Source organism: Pseudomonas sp. L5B5 (genome assembly GCF_020520285.1).
Taxonomy (GTDB): Bacteria; Pseudomonadota; Gammaproteobacteria; order Pseudomonadales; family Pseudomonadaceae; genus Aquipseudomonas.
Map to the genome: position 1 here is coordinate 2,927,987 of NZ_CP084742.1, position 20,537 is coordinate 2,948,523.

At 64.6% G+C, this 20,537-nt stretch carries 14 protein-coding genes; 7 read left to right on the forward strand and 7 right to left on the reverse strand.

The features are described 5' to 3' along the window. Window positions 1-50: 50 nt before the first annotated feature. Window positions 51-776, reverse strand: a complete 726-nt coding sequence (locus tag LGQ10_RS13485) for a tellurite resistance TerB family protein (RefSeq protein WP_226525831.1) — start codon at window positions 774-776, stop codon at window positions 51-53. A 343-nt stretch (window positions 777-1,119) separates the two neighbouring features. Here LGQ10_RS13485 and LGQ10_RS13490 point away from each other — a divergent pair, with 343 nt between their 5' ends. The 4 genes from LGQ10_RS13490 to LGQ10_RS13505 all read left to right on the forward strand — a co-directional run bounded on the left by LGQ10_RS13490 (window position 1,120) and on the right by LGQ10_RS13505 (window position 4,519). Further along, entirely contained in the window at window positions 1,120-1,572 is a 453-nt protein-coding gene (locus tag LGQ10_RS13490; protein ID WP_058433203.1) for a hypothetical protein, read from the forward strand. Continuing rightward, window positions 1,562-2,581: a hypothetical protein gene (locus LGQ10_RS13495; protein WP_226525832.1), complete on the forward strand. Its 1,020-nt coding sequence runs from the start codon at window positions 1,562-1,564 to the stop codon at window positions 2,579-2,581. The genes LGQ10_RS13490 and LGQ10_RS13495 overlap by 11 nt, the downstream gene beginning before the upstream one ends. Window positions 2,582-2,720: 139 nt before the next feature. Continuing rightward, a complete protein-coding gene (locus tag LGQ10_RS13500) occupies window positions 2,721-3,317 on the forward strand; it encodes a TetR/AcrR family transcriptional regulator (RefSeq protein WP_226525833.1) in 597 nt (198 codons plus the stop codon). A gap of 2 nt (window positions 3,318-3,319) precedes the next feature. Then, window positions 3,320-4,519, forward strand: coding sequence for a DUF418 domain-containing protein (locus LGQ10_RS13505; protein WP_226525834.1), 1,200 nt, complete (start codon window positions 3,320-3,322; stop codon window positions 4,517-4,519). Here LGQ10_RS13505 and LGQ10_RS13510 read toward each other — a convergent pair. Then, a complete protein-coding gene (locus tag LGQ10_RS13510) occupies window positions 4,516-5,049 on the reverse strand; it encodes a GNAT family N-acetyltransferase (protein WP_226525835.1) in 534 nt (177 codons plus the stop codon). The genes LGQ10_RS13505 and LGQ10_RS13510 overlap by 4 nt on opposite strands. Before the next feature lie 200 nt (window positions 5,050-5,249). On the opposite strand from LGQ10_RS13510, the gene LGQ10_RS13515 reads away from it, so the two are divergent. After that, window positions 5,250-6,875 carry a glucan biosynthesis protein D gene (locus tag LGQ10_RS13515; protein WP_226525836.1) on the forward strand — a complete coding sequence of 542 codons (1,626 nt, stop codon included), beginning with the start codon at window positions 5,250-5,252 and terminating at the stop codon, window positions 6,873-6,875. Between the two features lie 224 nt (window positions 6,876-7,099). Here LGQ10_RS13515 and LGQ10_RS13520 read toward each other — a convergent pair whose 3' ends face one another. The 3 genes from LGQ10_RS13520 to LGQ10_RS13530 all read right to left on the reverse strand — a co-directional run bounded on the left by LGQ10_RS13520 (window position 7,100) and on the right by LGQ10_RS13530 (window position 10,822). After that, complete coding sequence (locus tag LGQ10_RS13520; RefSeq protein WP_226525837.1) at window positions 7,100-8,206, reverse strand: NADH:flavin oxidoreductase/NADH oxidase; 1,107 nt, start codon at window positions 8,204-8,206, stop codon at window positions 7,100-7,102. Between the two features lie 310 nt (window positions 8,207-8,516). Beyond that, window positions 8,517-10,226, reverse strand: a complete 1,710-nt coding sequence (recJ, locus tag LGQ10_RS13525) for a single-stranded-DNA-specific exonuclease RecJ (protein ID WP_226525838.1) — start codon at window positions 10,224-10,226, stop codon at window positions 8,517-8,519. A 53-nt stretch (window positions 10,227-10,279) separates the two neighbouring features. Next, window positions 10,280-10,822 (reverse strand): YaeQ family protein, encoded by a 543-nt coding sequence (locus tag LGQ10_RS13530; protein WP_226525839.1) that lies wholly within the window; start codon window positions 10,820-10,822, stop codon window positions 10,280-10,282. Window positions 10,823-11,042: 220 nt separating this feature from the next. On the opposite strand from LGQ10_RS13530, the gene LGQ10_RS13535 reads away from it, so the two are divergent. Both LGQ10_RS13535 and LGQ10_RS13540 read left to right on the forward strand, forming a co-directional pair. Beyond that, window positions 11,043-12,779, forward strand: a complete 1,737-nt coding sequence (locus LGQ10_RS13535; RefSeq protein WP_226525840.1) for a hypothetical protein — start codon at window positions 11,043-11,045, stop codon at window positions 12,777-12,779. Window positions 12,780-12,846: 67 nt separating this feature from the next. Beyond that, window positions 12,847-14,568: a hypothetical protein gene (locus LGQ10_RS13540; protein ID WP_226525841.1), complete on the forward strand. Its 1,722-nt coding sequence runs from the start codon at window positions 12,847-12,849 to the stop codon at window positions 14,566-14,568. A 20-nt stretch (window positions 14,569-14,588) separates the two neighbouring features. On the opposite strand, the gene LGQ10_RS13545 is transcribed toward LGQ10_RS13540, so the two are convergent. Together LGQ10_RS13545 and LGQ10_RS13550 are read right to left on the reverse strand one after the other, a co-directional pair. After that, window positions 14,589-15,287, reverse strand: coding sequence for a phospholipase D-like domain-containing protein (locus tag LGQ10_RS13545; protein ID WP_226525842.1), 699 nt, complete (start codon window positions 15,285-15,287; stop codon window positions 14,589-14,591). Window positions 15,288-15,323: 36 nt separating this feature from the next. Then, on the reverse strand, window positions 15,324-20,471 hold the full coding sequence (locus LGQ10_RS13550) for a DNA repair ATPase (RefSeq protein ID WP_226525843.1): 5,148 nt from the start codon (window positions 20,469-20,471) through the stop codon (window positions 15,324-15,326). Window positions 20,472-20,537 lie beyond the last annotated feature (66 nt).

Here is a 20,537-nt window from a genome sequence, read left to right on the forward strand (position 1 = left end):
ATTTCGGCAATTACCCGAGGCATAACCGCCATCCCTGGCAGGCGGCCATCTCACCCCTCGCCCTGGCGTACCTGCTGTTCCAGTTCGGCCTTGAGCCCCGGGGCCAGTTGCAACTGGCGCGCCAGCTCTTCCAGGTAGGCCTTTTCCATGAAGTGCTGCTCGTCCACCAGCAGCAGGCTGGCCAGGTACATCTCGGCGGCCATTTCCGGGGTGCTGGCCGCCCGAGCCACATCGGCCGGGTCCAGGGGCTTGTTCAGCTCATCGTGCAGCCAGCGCTGCAATTGCGGGTCGTTGTCCAGCCGGCTGAACTCGCCTTCGATCAGGGCTCGCTCGCGCTCATCCACATGACCATCGGCCTTGGCCGCTGCCACCAGGGCCTTGAGGATGGCCTGGCTATGCTGCTCGGCTTGCTGGGCCGGCAGGCGATCGAGGGTCTGCGGCTCGTTGCGTGGTGCACCAGCCTGCTGCGCCTGCCAGTTGCCATAGGCCTTGTAGGCCAGCACCCCGAGGGCTGCCAGGCCACCATAGGCCAGTGCCTTGCCGCCGAACTGGCGGGCCTTCTTGTTGCCCAGCAACAGGCCCATGGCACCGGCGGCCAACGCACCGCCTCCAGCACCGGAGAGCAGCCCTCCCAGATTGCCGGTCTTGCCGCCGAGCAAGGCACCCAGGCCAACGGCATCACCCTGTGGTTTGGCCTGCGGGGCAGCACCCGCCTTGTTCTGCAAAAGCTCCTGGCCGGACTTCAAGAGTTGATCGAGCAAGCCACGGGTATTCATTTGCCACCTCCCAAGAAAAAGTGCTCGCAGATATTCAGGCTTCAAGCCTAGAGACAAGTGCCCTGAGCCAGGGAACGATAGTGCTTCTGAATGTTGCTTCAGCCACTTCCGACCAACGCCACCCACCGCCTTTGCAGCACCTGATTCCACGGCAAGATCCAGCCTCGGCCGATACTGCCCCGGCTCGAAAGGAACCCTGGCAGCGGCGGACCCGAAGCGTGCGTTTGCACGCGCGTTCGCCAGGCTGGATTAGCGTCACGAGTTACGGCACTATCCGCCGCCATGAAGCGCCGGCTCCCCCTGACCGGCCCCTGAATCCCCTTCGGCAGCAAGGACGTGCTCCATGTCCCGTCATACCCCCATCAAGGCCTCCCTGGATCGCCAGCGAGCGCGACGTCTCAGCCACGACAACAGCAACCGCGACCAGATGGTGCGCATCGGCATCGGCCTGGCGGTCCACTCGCTGCCGGTGCTGCTGTTCTACCTGGCTCACGCCTGGGGCATCCCGTTGTACCGCAAGCTGTTCAATCCGGCGGTTCTGGAGCCGATGGCGCAGCTGCCGTTCTTTCTGCTGATCGTGGTCAGTGCGCTGCTGGCCCTGTTGCCGGGCCTGAGGCTCAAGGTGGGCCTGGTGGCCGCCCTGGTACTGTTCAATGTCTGGGCCCTGTTCCCCGAGAACCCGATACGCGGCTACGTCTACTGTTTCCTGAGCGGCGTTGCCCCGTTGCTGGCTATCTGGCTGACGCAACGGCTGTGCCAACGGCTCGATCACCTGGAGTTGGCACATGCCCATTGAATCCCATCGTGCCCACACAGGGTTGCTCCTGGCTGCCCTGGGCCTGTTGTTCGGCAGCGCCGCCCAGGCCGGGCCGGTGGCTTGCCCCTCCCAAGACCTGCCGACCTTCGCCCAGGCCTTTGCCGACAGCCCCGAACTGCAACAGGCCTTCACCCAGTCACCGTTGATCGAACAACGCCCGGTTTATGACGACCAGGGCAGGGAAGTCACTACCTGGCACAAGCTGACGGGCGACAATCGCTCGCTGCTGGCCCTGCTCTCCCCCAAGGCCCAGGCCCAAGCCGGGCTGCAAACCCGCTGGGAAGGCCAGACCCTGGTGGTCCATGACGCCCTGGGGGATGTGGTCCAGGCCTTTGTGTTCGAACAGGGTGCCTGCTGGCAACTGGTGCGCATCGAACAATGGTCCATGGACGGCCTGCTCGACCAGAAGGCTCCCGTCGCGGAAACCGCCATGCAGCGCCAGCAGCGCAAGGCCGACCTGTTCCTGGGTTATGGCGGGCGCGAGCAGTATCTGTTGACCGGGTACTTCTTCGAACTGGGCCAGAGCATCCTGCTGGATGCCGCCAGGCATGGCTCGGCCAAGGCTGCCGTGCAAGCCGTCAGCCTGGGGTACTCGGGCATGGCACCGGAGCTCAAGCCAGGAGAAGCAGAGGAGCTGCTGCTGCCTTACGCCCAGACCGATGCCGATGCAGCCGTCATGCTTTCCATGTACTACTGCGACCCTGCGGGCGATGGTGCAATCTGCCAGAACCCGGCCCAGGCCGAAGCCACGATCATGCAGGCGTTGCGCAAGCTGGACTCGGGCATGCTCTACGACACCCTTGGCGATGCCCTGGCCAACAACCGCTGGGGTACCCGCGACGAAGCTCGGGCCGTGGCCTGTTACCAGCAAGCGCTGCAGCGCGGCTATCTTCCCAGCCTCTCCTCGCTGACCTGGCGCACGCGAAAAGGCCAACTGCCTGCCACGCAAGTGCAATGCCTGGAAAACCCGGGGCAACAGCAAGGCTGAGCGCCCACCGGCGCCAGTCTGGCGACACGTCGCGCGTCGCCCCGCCTTGTTGACTCTTTTTCACAAGAATTGCATTGCCGGGGCGACGCGGCCCTGAGTTAATTGAGTGACCGATCAATTAATTCGAAAGGCCCAACGCATGCGCCCTGCCAACCCTGCCCAACGAGAAGCCCGGTGTAACGCGCTACTGGATGCCGCCGCCCGCTGCTTTGCCCAGAGCGGCTTTGTCGCCACCCGCACCGCAGACATCTGCCTGCTGGCCGATATGAGCGCCGGTAATCTGTTCCACTACTTCCCCAGCAAACAAGCCGTGCTACTGGCACTGATCGCCCGCGAAGGCCTGGAAATCCAGCAAGCCATGGACCAGCTGCTGCAACAGCAGGCACCGCTTCTGGCCTTGCAGGGGTTTCTCCAGCACGTCTGCCAACTGGCAGAGGACCCGAACTACACCGGCCTGGCCCTGGAGATTGCCGCACTCAGCCACAGGGACGCCGAGGTCGCCCGGCTGGCGCGCCACAACGACCAGTTGCTGCGCAGCGGCCTCGCGGCCCTGGTCCGCCAGGCCAGCGACCTGGGCCTGACCCGTGCCGAACTGTGCGCTGACCAGGCCGCCACCTGGCTGGCCGCGCTCATTGACGGTCTGTTCACCCGCATCGCCGTCGATCCGCAGTTCACCCCCCAAACCCAGGCGCCCATGCTGCAGCAACTGGCACTGCACCTGCTGCAAGGAAACTGAACATGCAACCAACCCGACCTGGCGCCCGGCAACCGGCCCGCCTGCAACATGTGGATGCGCTGCGTGGGTTCGCCCTGCTGGGCATCCTGGCGGTGAACATCTGGTCCTTCGCCGACCCCTACTACGCCTCGCCGGTCAGCAACCCGACCTACTCCAGCGCCCTCGACCACCTGGTCCGCTGGCTGGTATCGATTTTCTTCGAGGCCAAGTTCTACCTGCTGTTCTCCTTCCTGTTCGGCTACAGCTTCACCTTGCAGATGGCCTCCGCCGAGCGCTCCGGCGAGCGTTTCGTGCCACGCATGCTGCGTCGGCAGCTGGGGTTGCTGGCCATCGGCCTGGTACATGGCGCACTGCTGTTCTATGGCGAGATCCTTTCGCTGTACGCCTTGCTGGGGCTGATCCTGCTGGCGCTGCGTGGGTTGTCGCCACGGGGGGCGACGGTGCTGGCGGTGCTGCTGGTCATCGGCAGCGCCCTGCTGTTCCTGCTCTACGGCGCTGAGCTGCTGGACGCCGGCTTCCCCGTCGGCCAGCCCGATGGCGGATCGGTACTCAAGGACATGGCCCTGGGTGGCAGCGCCCTGCAGACCCTGACCTACAACGCCTCGCACTTGCTGGAAACCGCCTCGGCCCTGTGGCTGCTGCAGGGCCTGAGCACCCTGGCGATGTTCCTGCTGGGCTACGCGGCCGGGCGCAAGGGGCTGCTGGTGGCGCCCTACCGTTTCGAGCGCCGACTGCCATCGCTGCTGGCCTTCACCCTGCCCATCGGCCTGGGAGGCGCCCTGCTCTACGGCTACTGGGCCACCTACGCCCCTGGCGGAGGGCTGGAGGTGGTCGGCTACGGCATCAGCCAACTGACCGCGCCATTGCTGTCAGCCAGCTACGCCATGCTGTTGCTCAAGACCTTCGACTCGCCGCTGGGCCAGCGCCTGTGCCGACACCTGGCGCCATTGGGGCGGATGTCCCTGAGCAACTACCTGCTGCAATCGGTGATCCTTTGCCTGCTGTTCACCGGTTACGGGCTGGGGCTGATCAACCATGTGCCGCCGCTGGCGTTGCCGCTGGTGGTGATCGCCATCTACCTGATGCAGGTGCACCTCAGTGCCCTGTGGCTGCGCCATCACCAGTACGGCCCCTGCGAATGGTTGCTGCGAGCGCTGACCCTCGGCGCCTGGCCGAACTGGCGCAAACCGCAGGAGGCCTAGGCCAGGCGCAGGCAGAGGTGGATGTCCTCGGGCTCCAGGCGCAACAGCTCCGGGTCGGGAACGACCAGCAGCTCGCAGCCCAGCCCCTGGTAGAAATCCACCGTATGCCGCGATGGCGTGGCCGAGACGTACAACCCCTGGGCGCCCATGGCCAGGGCTTGCTCCCGGGCCAGGGCGAACAGCTGCCGACCCAGGCCCAGGCCACGCCAACCCTGGCTCACATGCAAGAACTTGAGCTGGCGCAGGTCCAGTCCGGCGCTGGCAATCGGCAGGCAGTCCACCACAGCCGCCGCCACCAGCCGGGCATCGTCGAAGATCCCCTGCAACCAGCCGCCACGCTGGTAACACTGCTGCAAGATCACCTCGTCATGCTCGGCCTCTCCCGCCGGCCAGCCGGTCACCGCTTCATGTTCGCGATAACACACCAGCCCCCCATCCTGCAGTCGATAGAACTCTTCGATGAGCTCGGCGCGGTCGATGGTCTTGAGCAAGGCGATGTCGTCTTCGGCAAGCGGTCGCAGGTGCAACATGGAACGAGTTCCCGAGGCGGGGCGGATGGTTACCTATGGACACAAGCTAATCATTTTTCTGCCCCAGGCGAACCGATTATTCTACGCGGCATCTGTTGAAGGTCAGACGGGTTCGGCCAACGGCATGGCCGGACCTCATCCACGCGATCCCCCGAGCAGCCAGGAACGGCTGCGGATCTTTCCCTGTACAAGGCTTAACCATGCATCGTAGGAATCTCCTCAAAGCGTCCATGGCCCTGGCGGCCTATACCGGCCTGTCGGCCAGCGGCCTGCTGGCCACCCGGGCCTGGGCCGGCACTGGCGCCGCCGATGGCGAGGCACAGGCATTCGACTTCGAGCGCCTCAAGGCCCAGGCCAGGCAACTGGCCGCCAAGCAGTACGTGGACACCAAGCAGGTGCTGCCGCCGACCTTGGCGCAGATGACCCCGCAGGACTTCAACGCCATCCAGTACGACGCCAGGCACTCGCTGTGGAATGAGCTCAACGGCCAGCTGGATGTGCAGTTCTTCCATGTCGGCATGGGCTTTCGCCAGCCGGTGCGCATGCACAGCGTCGACCCCAAGACCCGCCTGTCGCGGGAGGTGCATTTCCGCCCGCCGCTGTTCAACTACCAGAACACCCGCGTCGATACCTCGCAGCTCAAGGGTGACCTGGGTTTCGCCGGCTTCAAGCTGTTCAAGGCGCCGGAGCTGGACAAGCACGACGTGGTGTCCTTCCTTGGCGCCAGCTACTTCCGCGCGGTGGACGCCACCGGCCAGTACGGCCTTTCGGCCCGGGGCCTGGCCATCGATACCTACGCCAAGCATCGCGAGGAATTCCCCGACTTCACCCAGTTCTGGTTCGAGACGCCAGGCAAGGACAACACCCGTTTCGTGGTCTATGCACTGCTGGACTCGCCGAGCGCCACCGGCGCCTACCGCTTCGACATCGACTGCCAGGCCGAGCGCGTGGTGATGGAAGTCGATGCCCACATCAACGCCCGGACCGCCATCGAGCAACTGGGCATTGCGCCGATGACCAGCATGTTCAGTTGCGGCACCCACGAGCGACGCATGTGCGACACCATCCACCCGCAGATCCACGACTCCGACCGCCTGGCCATGTGGCGCGGCAACGGCGAGTGGATCTGCCGCCCGCTGAACAACCCGGCCACCCTGCAATTCAACGCCTTCGCCGACAAGGATCCGAAAGGCTTTGGCCTGGTACAGACCGACCACGAGTTCGCCAGCTACCAGGACACCGTGGACTGGTACAGCCGTCGCCCGAGCCTGTGGGTCGAGCCCACCACCGCCTGGGGCGAAGGCAGCGTCGACCTGCTGGAGATCCCCACCACCGGCGAAACCATGGACAACATCGTGGCCTTCTGGACACCGAAGAAACCGGTGGCCGCCGGCGACTCGCTGAACTACGGCTACAAGCTCTACTGGAGCGCCCTGCCACCGGTGGGTACGCCCCTGGCCCGGGTCCATGCCACCCGTTCGGGCATGGGCGGTTTCGTCGAGGGCTGGGCCCCGGGCGAGCACTACCCGCCCGTCTGGGCGCGGCGCTTTGCGGTGGACTTCACCGGTGGGGGCCTCGACCGCCTGCCAGCGGGCACCGGCATCGAGCCGGTGGTCACTGCGTCCAACGGCCAGGTCAAGGATTTCAGCGTGCTGGTGCTGGACGAGATCAAGGGCTATCGCATTCTCTTCGACTGGTACCCCACCAACGACAGCGTAGACCCGGTAGAGCTGCGGTTGTTCATCCGCTCCAACGACCGCACCCTGAGCGAGACCTGGCTGTACCAGTACTTCCCGCCGGCCCCGGAGCAACGCAAGTACCCTTGACTCAACGCTGCGAGAGCCAGTCGCTGATCGTGGCGAGGGAGCTTGCTCCCGCTGGGGCGACTAGTCGCCCCCAATGGCCGCCACCACCAGATTCCAGGCGCAAGCCCCGCACTCAGGTTTTACGGCCGCTGCGCGACCGAGCGGGAGCAAGCTCCCTCGCCACTTAAGATGCAAAAAAACGCCGCTTTATCTTGAGATAAAGCGGCGTTTTTTATCCCCAGTCGCTAATCGCGCAGGTCAGACTCGTGGATCGGCTGATCCCTGTGGGTTGCTCGCTGGTACTGCGCTGGCCAGGTGGCCTTGCGCCCGCCCAGGTCGTCATCGGCATGCAGCGGCCAGTAGGGATCGCGCAGCAACTCCCGGGCCAGCAGGATGATGTCCGCCTGGCAGGTGCGCAGGATGTGCTCGGCCTGGGCCGGCTCGGTAATCATGCCCACCGTGCCGGTGGCGATCCCCGACTCCTTGCGCACCCGTTCGGCGAAGCGCGTCTGATAGCCGGGCCCGGTGGGGATCTCGGCGTTGGCCGCAGTGCCGCCGGACGACACGTCGATCAGGTCCACGCCCTGATCCTTGAGGCGCCTGGCCAGCTCCACGGTCTCGTCCGGATTCCAGCCGTCCTCCACCCAGTCGGTGGCCGAGACCCGCACGAACAGAGGCAGCTCCTCGGGCCAAACCTGCCGCACCGCCTCGGTCACCTGCAGCACCAGGCGGATACGATTCTCGAACGAACCACCGTAGTGGTCCTGGCGCTGGTTGCTCAGTGGTGAAAGGAACTGGTGCAGCAGGTAACCATGGGCCGCATGCACTTCCACCACCTTGAAACCGGCCTCCAGGGCACGCTTGGCGGCAGCGACGAAGGCCTGGATCACTTCCCCGATCTGCTGCTCGTCCAGTTGGGTGGGTGGGGTGTGCTGCGGATCGAAGGCAATTCGCGATGGGCCTACGGGGACCCAACCGCCCTCCTCGGGCTTGACGCTACCGGATTTGCCGAGCCAGGGCCGGTGGGTACTGGCCTTGCGCCCGGCGTGAGCCAACTGGATGCCGGCAACCGCCCCCTGGGCATTGATGAAACGGGTGATGCGGCGCAAGGGTTCGATCTGGTCATCGTTCCACAGCCCCAGGTCCTGGGCGGTGATCCGGCCATCGGCCGTGACGGCCGTGGCCTCGGTGAAGATCAACCCGGCGCCGCCCACGGCCCGGCTACCCAGGTGGACCAGGTGCCAGTCATTGGCCAGCCCGTCCACCGACGAGTACTGGCACATGGGCGACACGGCGATGCGGTTGATCAGGGTCAGTTGACGAAGGGTATAGGGTTCAAGCAGCAGACTCATGGGGCACCTCTCGGTCAATGGTCAGGCTCCAGGGATCTGTTTGAACGGTCGACGAGTGACTGCGAAATGAAGCGCCCGCCCCCGCGGGAAGAGAAAAGGACAAAAGGTCACAAGGCCAATCAGACAGTCCTAACAGACTAGTCGACAACATTGGCCGAAGCAGGGTTCCTGATCGCTAGCCGAGCAAAAACCCCACGCAGTACTCCATGTCGCCGCTGCTGCAGGCTATGCATGACCGTGCAGCGGGCTATCTGCGGCCGCTGCGCGACCGGTCGCAGTCTCGCAGGCTCGGCAGCGGCTACAGGGTGCGTCAGCGGGGCTCGATGTGGGCGATCATCAATTGCACGGTTTCCTGGCCGCGGAACTCGTTGAGATCGAGCTTGTAGGCCAGTTCCACCCAGCGAATGGTCGGGTTGGGCCAGACTTCGCGGTCAATGCCGAAGGCGATGCCGTCCACCTTCAGCGACCCGCATTCGCTGCGCAGCACCACCTTGAGGTGACGCTCGCCAACGATGCGCTGCTCCACCAGTTCGAACACGCCGTGGAACATCGGCTCGGGGAAGTGCTGGCCCCAGGGGCCGGCATTGCGCAGGGCACGAGCCAGCTCCAGGTGGAATTCTTCCACCGCGAGGGTGCCGTCCGACAACAGGCGCCCGGTCAGGTCTTCCTCGTTGAGCTGGCGCCGCACTTCGTCGTCGAAGGCTTCGGCGAAAGCCGGGAAATTCTGCTCCGGCAGAGACAGGCCGGCCGCCATGGCGTGACCGCCGAACTTGCTGATCAGTTGCGGATGCCGGGCGGCTACCGCATCCAGCGCATCGCGGATATGAAAGCCCGGTACTGAACGCGCCGAGCCCTTGAGCATGCCGTCGCCCGCATCGGCAAAGGCGATGGTAGGCCGGTGGTAACGCTCTTTCAGGCGCGAGGCGAGGATCCCGATCACCCCCTGGTGCCAGTCGGCATCGAACAGGCACAGGCCGAACGGCATCGACTCCACCGGCAGTTCCTTGAGCTGGGCCAAGGCCTCGCGCTGCATGCCCTGCTCGATGGACTTGCGATCCTGATTCAGCTCATCGAGCTGGGCGGCCATGGCCCGGGCCGCGCCGGTGTCGTCGCTGAGCAGGCACTCGATGCCCAGGCTCATGTCATCCAGGCGTCCGGCGGCGTTCAGGCGTGGGCCAAGAATGAACCCCAGGTCGGTGGAGGTGATGCGCGAGTGGTCGCGCTTGGCCACTTCGAGAATCGCCTTGAGCCCCGGCCGCGCCCGGCCGGCACGAATCCGCTCCAGGCCCTGGTACACCAGGATGCGGTTGTTGGCATCCAGTGGCACCACGTCCGCCACGCTGCCCAGGGCCACGAGGTCCAGCAGCTCGCCGATATTGGGTTGCGGCCGGCTCTCGTAGCGTCCCAGGCTGCGCAGGCGTGCGCGCAAGGCCATGAGCACATAGAAGATCACCCCGACCCCGGCCAGGGCCTTGCTGGGGAACTCGCAACCCGGCTGGTTGGGGTTGACGATGGCGTCCGCCGCCGGCAACTCGTGGCCTGGCAAGTGGTGGTCGGTGACCAGCACCTTGAGCCCGGCGGCCTTGGCCGCCGCCACGCCGTCGACACTGGAAATGCCGTTGTCCACGGTAATCAGCAACTGTGGCTCGCGCTGCAAGGCCACCGCGACAATTTCCGGGGTCAGACCATAGCCGTACTCGAAGCGGTTGGGCACCAGGTAATCGACATGGGCCGCCCCCAGCAGGCGCAGGCCCAGCAGCCCGACGGTGCTGGCAGTGGCGCCGTCGGCATCGAAGTCACCGACGATGAGGATGCGCTGGCGCTGGTCCAGGGCGGTTACCAGCAGGTCGACCGCAGCATCGATGCCCTTGAGCTGCTGGAACGGAATCAGCCGCGCCAGGCTCTTGTCCAGTTCCTCCACCGTTTGCACGCCACGAGCGGCATAGAGGCGGGTCAACAGCGGCGGCAGGTCGCCGAGAAAGGGCAGGACGGCGGGCAACTCACGGGGTTCGATACGCATGGGCTAACAGCAACTTCTCTTGGAGGACGGTGGATCGATCGGGGAGCGCGCGGTCAGCCGCGCTCGCCCAGCAGCCATTCGAGCTGGACTTCGTGCTGGCCGCGATCGTCGGTGACGAAGATCGTGCCTTCGCTGATCATCACGTCCCACTTGATGACGCGCGGCATGTCCTTGGCCAGGATCTCGAGCACGTCCTGGGGCACACCGGCGATGTTGAGATTCTTCAGGTTCTTGACCGCGTCCACCACCCGGGTCTGCCACACACGCAGGCTGCCGTAGGCCAACAGGCTGGTGCGCTCGGTACGACGCGAGCACCAGGTCAGGCGATCGGCATCCGGCTGGCCGACTTCGATCCAGTGCAGCACGCGATCATCCAGGCTCTTTTCCCACAGGGCCGGTTCATCCACATCCGACAGACCCCGACCGAACGACAGGTGCTCGTTGTACCAGAAGGCGTAGGCCAGCAGCCGCACGGTCATGCGCTCTTCGGTTTCCGAAGGGTGGCGGGCGATGGTCTGCTTGACGCTTTCGTAGACCCCGCGATCGAGGTCGGTCAGGTTCAGTTCGAATTTGTAGGTGGTGGACGGCTGGGCCATGTGCGGGCTTCTTGAGTGTGCGAAAAGGCGGCAAGTCTAACCCGAAACCCGCCGCCCTGCCCGACCGCTGACCGGGCCGGCACTCCCCTGGATGACATCGGCTGAAACGCATTGCCTGGGTAAAGTCGGTTGCCAGCCTGTAGCCATGGCTTTATAACCCCCGCGCAAACCGGCCGGCGCGCACCGCACCAGAGCCGTAGTGCAATAGAAAAGGACGTCCATGACCCTCTTTGTCACTCTGCTTGTCATCGTGCTGCTGTTCATCGCACTGATTCTGTACTTGCGTCAGAAAACCACTGATCAGAACGAGTACCTGGAACTGACCGGCAACCTCACCGCCCAGATCAACCAGACCCTGCTGCTGAGCAAGGCCGAGCCGCTGCTGGCCCTGCACCTGGCACAGCAACTGCCGGAGGGTGAAGCCCAGCAACTGGCCCTGCAAATGGTCTCCAGCGAACTCTACGTGGCCGGGCACAAGGCCCAGGCAGCAGCCATCTACCAGCAATTGCCGCCTCACGCCCGGGAATACGTGCTCAACACCCTGATCGAAACGCTGCTCGACACCAACGATACCCAGGCCTGCCTGGAGCTTCTGGACAGCTGGGGCGAATCCCTGCCCAGCTGGCCGCTGCTGCAGGTGCCCATCCTCCAGGCGCGCGGTGATCAGGAGCGGGCACTGGCCTTGCTCGGCGAGCTGGGCGACGCACGAAATCCGGTGGCCCACGAACGCCAGAGCATCGGCAATATCCTCACGCTGTCGCGCCTGCAATTTCAGGCTGGCCTTAGAGAGGCGGCGCTGATCAGCCTCGAACAGGCCTGGGCCAGCTTCCAGCAACCCGGACAGGAGCGCTATAAAACGGTACTGCGCAAGCTGTTCGACGGGTTTGCGGCCCAGGGGCATGCCGAGCTGATTCTGGCGCGGACGGCCGAACTGCCGGCCGAGGAGCAGGTCCAGGCGCTGATCGCCCTGTTCGATGCCGGCCTGGTGGAGCCGGCCTTCACCTTGCTCGCCGACAACGGCACCCTCTACTCCTCGACCTACAGCGACCTGATGGACTCGGCCCTGAAACGCCAGCCAACCGAAACCGCCCTGCGCCTGCTGGACCTGACCCCCGAGATGCACCAGCACAGCCTGCTGCTGCAGCTGTTGACCCACATGGCAGCCCAAGGCCAGACCGCCGAAGCCGAGGCCCTGCTGCAGGCGCGAGCCAGCCACGAGTCGCAGCGTCCGGGGCTGATGCTCAACCTCTGCGATGAGTTGCACCAGGCGCAGCCGCAATGGACCACAGCCCTGCTGGCCCAGGCCCTGCAACTGATCGACGGCTACAAGAATGACCACGAGTTCTGGAACAGCTTGCGCATGCAGGCCCTGCAAACCCAGCTGCTGATGCAAAGCCACTTGCCGGCCCATCGCCGGGACAGCTGGCTGGTGCGCAGCAGCATCGAGGAAATGCACAGCCTGCGCCAGCAGATGCCGGGGGACGAGCAATTGCTGCACCTGTGCGAGCAGGCCAAGCTGCTGCATGCCCTGGACCAGACCGCCCAGGCCAGGACCCTGCTGGAGCAGGCCGTGAAGCTACTCGATGGCGAGCCGCTGGAGGATGTGGACGAGATGGACGCCCGGTTCTACCTGGAAGACATCGCCAGCGCCTACCTGAGCATCGACGAGGTGCAACAGGCCCAGGCCCTGCAGGATCGACTCAACGCCGAAGAGGCGGGCTGTTGCACCCTGGAAGAAGAACTGGTGCTCAACCACATCCAACACCAGCGTTACACCCAGGCCATAGAAGCCCTGAACCTGGGCCTCCTGCTCAGTGACAAGAAGCCTCTGTCGCTGCTCTATCACGCCCTGGAGGACATGCAGCAGCGTGCCCCCGAGCGTGCCGGCGAACTGAAACAGCAACTGATGGAGCGGCTCGCCAACGGACAGCTCTGGCGCACCTCCCAGAGCAACTGACCAGCCGGTTGCGCGCCCTTGACGGGGCGCGCAACGGCACCTGACCCGCCCCCTAGGAAACCGAATCATGGAAGTGCTTATCATCCTGCTGATCATTACCGGCGTGATCTCGCTGCTGGTGGTCTATGCCCACAAGAGCAGCACCGGCAATGACCTGGGCATTACCCTGGACGAGGCCGCGCAGATCAATCGCGCCGCGCACCTGAGCGCCATCGAACCGCAAGTGGGCTTGCAACTGGCCCAGCGCCTGACAGGCAAGGCCCGGCAACTGGGGCTGATGCAGATGCCCGCGGCGCTGTACCGCCAAGGCGACCAGGAACAGGCCCTGGAAGTCCTGGCCGAGCTCGATGAAACCTACCAGCCCATGGCATTGAACCAACTGTTCGAAACCTTGCTCGACCAGGACGGTCCGCAGGCTGTGCTGAGCCTGCTGGAGCGCCTGCATCAACCCCTGCCATCAGCGCCGATGCTGCGCATCCCGCTGCTGGTGGCCAGTGGTGAACACGAGCAGGCCCGCGCCCTGCTGGTGACCTTCGGCGTCGGCCAGTTGAGCCAGGACTCCCCCGGCGAGCACCGACAGTTGGCTACCCTGCAACGCAGCCTGGGCCTGGCCGACCAAGCCGCCATCAGCATCGGCCTGGCCTGGCAACTGCTGCTCAAGCAGCCAGCCAACGAACTGGACCTGCATGAAGTGGAACAGACCCTGCGCGAGTACCGTGCCCAGGGGCAGGATGCGCAGTTCCCGGCCATGGCCGCGCAATTGCCCCCGTCGGCGCACCTCATCGTCGTGAACCTGCTGATGCAAACCGGGGAATTCGAGACGGGGTTCGAACTCCTGGCGCAGAACCCAGAGCCCGACGACTACTTCAGCCACCCACCGTTGCTCGGACTGATACTGGACGCCAACCGCCCGGACCTGGCTCGACGACTGATCGCCCTGGTGCCGGAAAACCACGCCAGCGATCTGCTGTTGAGCCTGTTGAATTGGCATGTTGCGCGCAATGAGATGGCCGAAGCGGAGGCGGCCTTGCAGGCCTGCGCGGTCTCGTCCCCGCAGCGCCTCTGGTGCCTGGTCTGCCTGTGGGGCACCTACGTCGAGGAACACCCGCAGTGGTGCGCCCACCTGCTGGAGCAGGCCTTGCAGGCTCTGGAAACCTTGCGGGACGATGAGCAATGGCCATGGTTGCGCCTGCTGATCCTGGAAACCCAACTGCGAGTACAAGCCGACCTGCCGCGCCTGCGCCGTGACAGCTGGCTGATCCGCAACCACCTGGAGGAAATCGCGCACCTCAACTCGCAGCTCGAATACACCGATCGCCCGATGAAACTGGCCTTGCAGGCCAAGCTGCTACACGACCTGGAACAGACCCGCCAAGCCGGCGAACTGCTGGACCAGGCCGTGCAAGCGCTCGACGATGCCAGTCAGAATGCGACGCTGGAGCCTGTGGAAAAGTCCTTCTTCCTGGAACAGCTGGCGCTGAGCTACGTCTACATCGACGACCAGGCGAAAGCCTGCGAACTCAAGAACCGCCTGGAGCAGCAGGCGGCCCATGCCAGCCAGTTGAGCCAGGCCATGGTGCTGAACCATATCCGCCAGCAGCGTTTCGAAGAGGCGATTGCCGGCCTGGAGCTGCGCAACCTGTTCATCGGCGAAAACCCGGTGCAGCAGCTGCACCTGGCCCTGGAAACCCTGAGCCAGAGTGCCCCGGAAAAAGCCCAGGGATTGCGCCAGAAGCTGATCGACAGCCTGGCCGCAGAAAGCGCCTGGGGGTATCCGAGCGCTGCCTGAAGCCCCGCGCAGTCCCGCCGCTACACGCCTTGACCCGGCGCGTAGCGGCTCCAGAGCTCGTTGAACTCCTTGAGATAGCTGGCCACCAGTTGCGGGTGGTCGATCACCAGCAGGTTTTCTTCATTGCCGGTGGTGGCGCTGCGGGTCCAGTTGAAACTGCCGTTGAGCAGGGTCCGTCCATCGAACACGGCGAACTTGTGGTGCATGTGGAACGGCGTGTCGTCGATCCGCACCGGCACGCCTGCATCGCGCAGCGCGGCGATATCGCTGCCGACGTCGTACTGCTTTTCACTGTCGCTGATCACCCGCACCGCCACCCCCCGCTGATGGCAGGCGCGGATTTCGTCGCTCAGCTGATCATCGGAAATGGTGAACACGCAGATATCCACCGAACTGCGGGCCTGGCGACACAGGTCGCGGATCTTGCGCCGGCAATCCTCTCCGGGGCTGAAGTGGGCACTGGCCATGTCCCGCACCGGCGCGGCGCAGGTGTCCAGGGTCTTGACCACCTGCTCCAGCCACTTCAACGCCGGCAGCACATTGCTGCTGTCGGCCAGGCTCAATTCGCGCACCAGGTCAAAGGCCCGGTTGCGCAGATAGCGCACCTGGTCGGCGCTGAGTTCGCTGCCCAGCTGGCGCAGCTCGTCGCGTTCATCATTGCTCAGTTTCAGGTCCAGCAGGCTGTCGCGCAGTTGCCGGTCCAGGTTGGCAAAATCCATGTCGTGATCCTTGAGTGTTCGCCGGCAAGCCGGCGCCTACGATTGAGAGTCCTTGAGAGTCGGCACTTCACCGTTACTGAGCATCTGGCTCAGTTCATCGAGGCGCTTGGCGATATCGCCGATGCGCTGGTGGCTGTGCAGGTCGACATCGATCTTCTTGTGCATCACCTGGATCAGTGGCAGGAAGCTGTTCTCCAATTGCTCGGACAGACTTTCCAGCACCTCGCGCACGCCCTGCGGTTCTGCTGGCCAAGCCAGGCCACGAACCCCTTCCACCAGATCGTTGAGCTGGGCCACCACCCGGGTGCCGACATCGCTGTCGCTACCGCCCATGGAGCGGTTGCGCACAAAGTCGCGCTTGATCTGCGCCCAGCGCTGGCCCTGCTCGGGTGACTGGTTACCGCGCAGCTCGGCGAGCTTGAGCAGGTTTTCCTCGGCGCCGGTAGTCAGCAACTGGGATTCGCCCTGGTAGTGGTCGGCGATCAGCTGCAGAAGCTCGCCGTCGTTCATCACCGCCGAGATCTTCTCCGCCATCTTGTTCATGTTGCGATAGCTGCCCTGGAGCTTGAACGGCGGCTCGCTGCGGTACTGGTCGGCCTGGGCGGCACTGGCGATGTACTGCTGGTTGACCCGCAGGACCACATCGCGCACCTGCATCAGGCGTTGCAGGGTGGTGGTGATCTCGTTGATCTCGGCTCCGCTGTAGCTGTGGCTCAGCTCGTTGCTGGAGAACGCCTTGCCTTCGGCCTTGGCCACAAAGCGGTAGACGTCGGCCATGTCGCGAGTGGCCAGCGGCGCCAGCACCGGGTTGGAGGTCAGGCCGTTCTCGATGTAGCTCAGGGAGAAGGCTTCCTGCATGCCGCCCAGGGTGTCGCCCAGGTTGTAGATGTCTGCTCGGTTGGCCAGCATGTCGGGGATCTTGAACACCTCGCCGGATTCGGTGTACGGGTTGCCCGACATCACCACGCAGAACTTCTTGCCGCGCATGTCGTACGTCTTGGTGCCGCCCTTCCACACGCCTTCGATGCGCCGGGTACCGTCGCACAGCGAGATGAACTTCTGCAGGAACTCGGGATGGGTGTGCTGGATGTCGTCGACATACAGCATCACGTTATTGCCCATCTCCAGGGCCAGGTTGAGCTTCTCCAGCTCCTGGCGCGACGTGGCGTCCGGCGCCTGGTCGGGGTCCAGGGAGCGGACCTGGTGGCCCAGCGCCGGGCCATTGATCTTCATGAAGATCAGGCCCAGGCGGTGCGCCACGTATTCCATCAGGGTGGTCTTGCCGTAGCCGGGTGGCGAAATCAGCATCAGCAGGCCCATCAGGTCGGTGCGCTTGTTCTCGCCCACGGTGCCCATCTGCTTGGCCAGGTTGTCGCCGATAAAACCCAGGTACACATCGTTGATCAGCTTGTTGCGCACGAACGAGCTCAGCGGCCGCGGCTTGAATTCGCTCAGGCGCAGGGCCGAGCGCTCACGGCCGATGATGCCCTGGCGCAGCGCCTGGTAGCGCTGCAGGCCAGGCAGGAACTGTTCGCGATGGGTACGCAGGCGGGCAAAGAAACCATCCACCGTCAGCACCAGGCTGCGCTCCTGGATGCGCACATGCTCGCCCATCAGATTGTCCACAGTGAACCGCAGGTCAACCTCGGTGAGGCGCCTGGCGAAGTCCTCGCGCAACAGCGACAGCACCACCGCTTCGGGCACGTAGCCGGCCAGCGGTGCGAACTCGCCTTCGGCGCACAAAGCCGCAAGCCAGTTGCCGGCCAGCGTCCACTGAGCGCCGGGGCGCTCTGCCAACTGCGCCAGCGCGTGCTGGTAGTCGTCCCACATCCGTGCACCTTGCAGGCGCAGGGTCAGGGCTTCCTGCAACTGCTTGGCGTACTTGCTGAACGTGAACTCCAGCCGCTGTGCCGCCAACTCCTGCACCAGGTACTCGGCCGCCTCCGGCAACAGTTCCCTGGCCAGGCCGAACGCCTGTTGCTGGTGCCAGTGCTCGAGAGCCTCGAGGATTTCCGCCTGCAACTGCACCAGCCCCTCGCGGCGGCCGAACAGTTGCTGGATATGCTGGCTGGTCCGCGCGCGTTCCACCCATTGCCGGGATTGCGGCTGCTCTTGCTGGCGGTCCCAGTAGAACGCGGCGAAGGCCCGGGCAGCGGCGCCATAGCGCAGCAGCCCGGCACTCTCGCGCAGAGGTAGCAATTGCAGGAGGATCGCCGCCGCATCGTGGTCGTGAATGCCTTTCTCGTAACCTTCCTTGTAACGCGGCGCGGCAAAGTCACGAATGGCCCGGGCCAACTCCTCGGGATGGGCCAGCAGTGGCTTGAGGCTGTCCAGGCTCAGGCCTTCCAGCCCCTGATCGGCGGCGTCCAGCACCTGCCCTGCCAGGTATTCGGCGCGATACAGCTGCGGTGATTCCGACTCCAGGGCGACTTGCCAGAAGTCCCGCAGGGCTTCCAGTTCGGCGTCTTGCAGCGGCTCGAGGAAATCCGTGCCGGTGAGGTGCAGGTGCAACTGGTCGCCCCGGGGCATCAGGGTCAGGTCCAGCTCCTGGGTGTTGACGCTGAAGCGGTGGCGCGGCCCCAGCTTGATGACATTGCCACCCTCTTCGAACAGTTCGGTCTTGTCCCGCAGGGCACGCACGGCCTGGTCCCGTGCACCCTTGAGGCGCGACTCGACATCGTCGGCCTTGACGCTGTCCTTGAGGTCGCGCAGGCGCTCGGCCAGCTCCCGCAGCTTGAGGATCAGCGGGTCGGCGGCGAAGAAGGCATTGAGCTCCTCGGCCTGGGTGAACTTGGCGGTGCGCCGGCCAAGGCTGTCGAGAATCCGCCGCGCTGCGTCCAGCAGGCCCTGGGCCTTGCGCTGGCGCTCGTCGAGCAGCGACTGCTTGTGGGCCTCGAAGGTTTCCAGCAACTCCTCGCGCTTGCCGAGGATGTCGCCGAGGAATTGTTCGTGATCGCCAAAGCGGCTTTCCAGTTCCTCCAGCTGCACCAGCAACCGCGACAGTTGTTCGTCGCAGCGCTCGGGGTCCTGGGCCTGGGCCAAGGCATTGGTGATGCCCTGGCTGAAGAGTTTGAACTGGGCGCCGAACTGCGCCACCGTCTCGGTCGACCCCAGGCCCTTGCGCTGTTGCTCGGCACGGGCCTTGGCCTGGTTCAGGCGGGCATAGATCTGCGAAATGGATTCAATGATCCGGGTGCGCTGGGTGGCGTCGTCGATCTGCAACGAGGCCATCAGGCTGGACAGCATGTCCAGGTCGCCAGCCATGGCTTGCAGGGCCGCGAGGGGCTCGCTGAGCTGGGCCACGGTCTCGGCCTTCTGGGCCTGGGCATCGAGGCTTTCCAGTTGGGTGACCAATGGCTGCAGGGCCTGCTCGCTGGCCAGGAAGGTCGCGGTGCCGGCGGCAGTACGCTCCTGGGCCTTGAGCAGCTCCGCCTCCATGGCGTCGATGCGGGCCACGTCGATGTAGCGATAATCGCGAATGGTCAGCAGCAGGCCGCGCTGGGCGGTGATGCCGTTCAGGGCGTCGACGAAGCTCTGCACCTGATCCCAGCTATCGATCATCAGGCCGTCGAGCAGGGTTTTCTGCTTGGTCTCGGCGGCCACCATGGCCTGCCCAGACTGGAGCCGGATGCTCTCGACCTTCTCGTATTCGTCCAGCACCAGTTCCGAGGTGGCGGCCACTTCGCGCAGCAGCGGCGTCAGGCCATCAAGCTCGGCACTGCCCAGCCAGTGGTACACGTCGAACAGCCGGCGGGTGTTCTGGCACAGCAGCGAGTAGCGCTGGGCCGAGACGGCCGGGGTGTCGATCTCGCGACACAGGTCATAGAGATCGGAAACACTGCGCACCAGCTCGGCATTGCCGATACGGCCGAGGAAACCGCTGCGGGCCGGTTGCCGCGCGGCGTATTCCTCGGTGAAGAACGGTGTCTGCCAGACTTGCATCGGGTGGACCCGGGTCGGCTCGTCGCCCTCGGCGGCGAAGATCACCATGCGCCCGTCTTCCAGGCGCGCATAACCATGGCCAAACAGCGGGTTCTGCAGTTGGCGGCTGATCATGTTGTAGGTCAGCAGCACCGAACGACCCTGCTCCGGGTGGTAGAAGATGTACTGCACATCCTCTCCGTTGGGCGAGCGCACCGAACGCTTGAAGCGCATGCCTTCCATGGATTGCTCGAAGGTCTTGTACTCGCCGCTTTGCAGGTAGTAGCCACCGGGGAAGATGATCCCGTGGTCTTCCGGCAGCTGCACGCAGGCCAGGCCGATGGCATCGATGCGCTCCACCTGGCGGGTCAGGCTGTTGAATACCAGGTAACGCCATTGCTCTTCGCGGTAGGGCAGCACCTTGAGCAGGATCAGGCTGCCCAGGCGGGCGAATTCGATCTGCGAATCGTCCAGCGACTGGGTCTTGTCGAGCACCTCTTCGCGGTAGATGCCCAGGCCCGACTCGGTATTGTTCTCGACCTTGATGGTCAGGTCGCCACCGATGGTCTCGACGAACACCGTGTCGAGGATATTCAGGTGCGGAAAGCGGCCTTCGACCACCATTTCGCGGGTGGCTTTTTTCCATTCGAAATCGAAGGGTGCCGGCAAGGCGATATCTCGCTCGCCACGGTTGTCGATGTAACGCACGTCCCGGCCGTCCGCCGAGATCGACCAGCGGAACACCCGCACATCGGTGACTCGCTCGCCGATCTGGAAGCTGGCCAGCAGCTTGCCGTCACGGATCGCCAGTTGCAGCAGGCGGGTGTTCTTGTAATAGGTGTAGAGCTCGTTGAAATCGTTGAGGAAGCCCTGGGCCGCCAGGAAGCTGCCTTCCAGGGGCACGAGCTCGGCTTCGTAGCCTTCGCCCTCTTCCACCAGCCGGTAGAGGGAAAACACGTCGGCGACGCTGGTTTCCTTCTTCAGGCCGATAAACACGTTGTAGCCGAACAACAGGCAATCACCGACCTGGACGATGTCCCGGGCAATGCAGTTGTTCTCGGTACGGATACGCACCCGCCCGACCACTTCCATGCGGCTGTTGCCGAACTCGTCGAGACGCTGCTGGTTGAGATCGTCGGTAGTGGCGCGCAGGCGCAGGCCCTGGTCCTGCAGGCGCTTTTGCAGCACCTCATAGGCGCCGCCTTCGGCGACAGCCTTGTCCAATACGTCCTGTGGGGGAGTTGCGACTTGAGCGTCCGACATCGTGGCCTTCCTGGATCTACGGCGGTGTGCAAAAAAAGCGGGCTCCTCAAACCTGGAGCCCAGCAC